Genomic DNA, 1,742 nt, shown 5'->3' on the forward strand with positions numbered 1-1,742 from the left:
GGTTGCACGCGGAAAGGTATCACGGTAGCGCTGGGTATTGGGAACCGAAAGCCCCAGCATCGATACGCGACCGCATCAACAACTAGCCGGAACCGGCCAATAGCGGTCGTCCGTTCGCAATGTTGCGTGAGCATTCGTGTGACCGCTTAACCTCATATAGCGGACCCGTAGCCGATCGGGCCCGTACGATCGCGGGCGCGAGACGGACATGTATCACTGCGAACGGGATTCTTGTGTTTGCTTGCGCTTCGCGACTGCGCGGCAACTCGCCACAACGCGTGAAATGAGGGCACGGTGCAGACTGGCGACTGTCACCGTCTCCTCCATCGTTCGCAGAAGCTGGCGGGCCATGGATGCATCGCGGCCACCCGCGGCGAGCCGCGATACAATTTGCCTTTGCTGTTCGATACAACGCCTGGCCAGCGCAACATGTTCGTCGGCGCGCCGCAGTTCTTCAAGCTCCTTTTGCAGATCCATGAACGCTCCCTGTGGTCGACGGATGCCGGCACCGCTGTATGCATCCCATGCCCGGACGCCGATACTGCACAAGTTGATGGTTAACGGTAAGCACGTACGCAACCTCTCGCAGAACGGTGGGTGGAATAAGCGGCTGCATCTCCGCTATCACTGCATAAACCGACCAGTCGGACGAACTGCCCGCATGCGATGCTCCTGTGGGACAGGAGCGTAGGGTTCTCTGCTTCGGCGCCGCTCTTACCTCGGGAGCACAGCGACGCGACAACAGTTTGCAATGCGTCTTGCCCAGCTAACGTGACTGTCTTCCCGCTCTGACGATTGCTGTTTCCAGCTGCTTCTCGGCCGAATCAAAGGCGCTGCGGATGGCCGTTTCGGCGCTTTCGCTTATGCCGTGCCCGATGAGCGCGGCACCATCAGCGGTCGTGACGACATCCAGGCTGACCTCGTATCGAACACCTCCCGAATCCGTTCGCGTGAGTCCAATCGCCAGCTTGCAGCCGAGCACGATCGACTTGAAGCGCTCGAGCCGGAGCAATTCCATGGCGGCTTCCGCTTCCAGCAGGTCGGAACCGCTGAAGCCGAAATAGAGGATGTCCATTCCGACGCCCACTGTCACCTCTCGAGTCGTGTTCCCGACGTTCACGCACGTGGTCAACCAGAATCATGGCTTGCTGGCAGCCTCGACTGTTGACATGCGTCAAAGGGCCTCCGTGCCGACGTCGGTAGGAAAATTGCTACCCGTACCTCTGCAGCTCCGATTAAAAGAAGCACCCGCCGATGGTCAGGCAGACCGTGATCGTGCAGACTCGCCTCATAGATCAGCCGCTTGCAAAACTGCCGGTGTATGTCATTGAGGATTCGACGCTCGTGCTCAGACAGCTTGTCGCGTTTGTCAGGGCGACTGGACTGGCCGAGGTCGTGGGCACGACCGATGACGCCACTCAGGCCCTGCGCGATATCGAATGGATCAGGCCCAACGTGGTCCTGATCGACCTTCACCTGCCTGTTGGGAGCGGCATGGACGTAATCGCCGGAATAAAACAGGCAGGGTGCCAGGCTACAAGCCGGCCCTTTCTCTGCCCGTAAAGCAGTGCCTCGAAAGCCGCTCGCTCCAGCACCGGATCTACGTGCTGATGAGCACGGAGATCGTACGCGAAAGCGCGCTGATGATGCTGCCTGGTGTCATGTCGGCGCGGGAGCACGTCGCCGCATTCCTGCTCAATATCTCTACGCGCAGGCAGCTGCGCGGCTATATCGGCGTCGCG

The 1,742-nt window shown here is 60.0% G+C and carries 3 protein-coding genes and 1 pseudogene; 2 read left to right on the forward strand and 2 right to left on the reverse strand.

The window, feature by feature from the left end; genetic code table 11:
* Nucleotides 1-213 precede the first annotated feature (213 nt).
* Both H3V53_RS42935 and H3V53_RS42940 read right to left on the reverse strand, forming a co-directional pair.
* Nucleotides 214-477: a hypothetical protein gene (locus H3V53_RS42935; protein WP_336603002.1), complete on the reverse strand. Its 264-nt coding sequence runs from the start codon at nt 475-477 to the stop codon at nt 214-216.
* 289 nt (nt 478-766) lie between these two features.
* Complete coding sequence (locus H3V53_RS42940; RefSeq protein ID WP_336603003.1) at nt 767-1,075, reverse strand: hypothetical protein; 309 nt, start codon at nt 1,073-1,075, stop codon at nt 767-769.
* A 179-nt stretch (nt 1,076-1,254) separates the two neighbouring features.
* Between H3V53_RS42940 and H3V53_RS42945 the strand changes: the two genes are divergently transcribed.
* Both H3V53_RS42945 and H3V53_RS42950 read left to right on the forward strand, forming a co-directional pair.
* Nucleotides 1,255-1,563, forward strand: coding sequence for a response regulator (locus H3V53_RS42945; RefSeq protein WP_336603004.1), 309 nt, complete (start codon nt 1,255-1,257; stop codon nt 1,561-1,563).
* Between the two features lie 35 nt (nt 1,564-1,598).
* Nucleotides 1,599-1,742, forward strand: a pseudogene (locus tag H3V53_RS42950) (Crp/Fnr family transcriptional regulator); the annotation flags it as partial.

Origin of the sequence: Paraburkholderia bengalensis, from assembly GCF_037126505.1 — a bacterium.
Taxonomy (GTDB): Bacteria; Pseudomonadota; Gammaproteobacteria; order Burkholderiales; family Burkholderiaceae; genus Paraburkholderia; species Paraburkholderia bengalensis.

Excerpts from the sequence above, each read along its gene's own strand:
- H3V53_RS42935 (WP_336603002.1), bottom strand. The coding sequence starts at position 477 with ATGGATCTGCAAAAGGAGCTTGAAGAACTGCGGCGCGCCGACGAACAT.
- H3V53_RS42940 (WP_336603003.1), bottom strand. The coding sequence starts at position 1,075 with ATGGACATCCTCTATTTCGGCTTCAGCGGTTCCGACCTGCTGGAAGCG.
- H3V53_RS42945 (WP_336603004.1), top strand. The coding sequence starts at position 1,255 with ATGGTCAGGCAGACCGTGATCGTGCAGACTCGCCTCATAGATCAGCCG.